The organism is Lactobacillus selangorensis (assembly GCF_001437205.1).
Taxonomy (GTDB): Bacteria; Bacillota; Bacilli; order Lactobacillales; family Lactobacillaceae; genus Paralactobacillus; species Paralactobacillus selangorensis.
On sequence record NZ_JQAZ01000020.1, the window covers coordinates 1 to 639 of the forward strand.

A 639-nucleotide genomic window follows, 5' to 3' on the forward strand; every position below is an offset into this window, starting at 1 on the left:
CTAAGGATGGTCTGAAGTAGCCATGTATTTCCCCGGCATACCACCTAGCGCAACTTTTAAACTCGCCAAATGATCAAAAAACAATCAATTCGACGAGTATTTCTTACGTTTTCGCCACCCGGACCCCACTCCGGTGGCCATTTCCCGCATTACAGGCGCACCTCTCCTGCATTCGTCAGTAAATGTCGGCGCGCCATCCACAGGTTCGACAGAGCGAACAGTGTCACCAGTTGCGCCGTGTTTTTGGCCAAGCCGCGAAAGCGCACCTTGGTGTAACCGAACTGGCGCTTGATTACCCGGAACGGATGCTCGACCTTGGCGCGCACCTGAGCCTTGGCCTTTTCAATCTTGCGCTTGGCTTTGTACAGCACGCTGCGCTTATCGAGTTTTTTGTAGGTGCTGCGGCGTGCCGCCACCTGCCAGATAACTTCACGTCCTTCATGCTCGGGCCGCTTTTCGACACCGGTGTAGCCTGCATCGGCGCAGACCACGTTTTCGTCGCCATGCAGCAATTTGTCCACCTGGGTGACATCCGCCACATTGGCCGCCGTGCCCACTACGCTGTGCACCAGACCCGATTCGTCATCGGCGCCGATGTGGGCCTTCATGCCAAAATAATACTGGTTTCCCTTCTTGGTC

General features: G+C 55.6%; 1 pseudogene. It reads right to left on the reverse strand.

From position 1 onward, the window contains the following. Positions 1-149: 149 nt before the first annotated feature. Positions 150-639, reverse strand: a pseudogene (locus tag IV40_RS10435) (IS5-like element IS1384 family transposase); the annotation flags it as partial.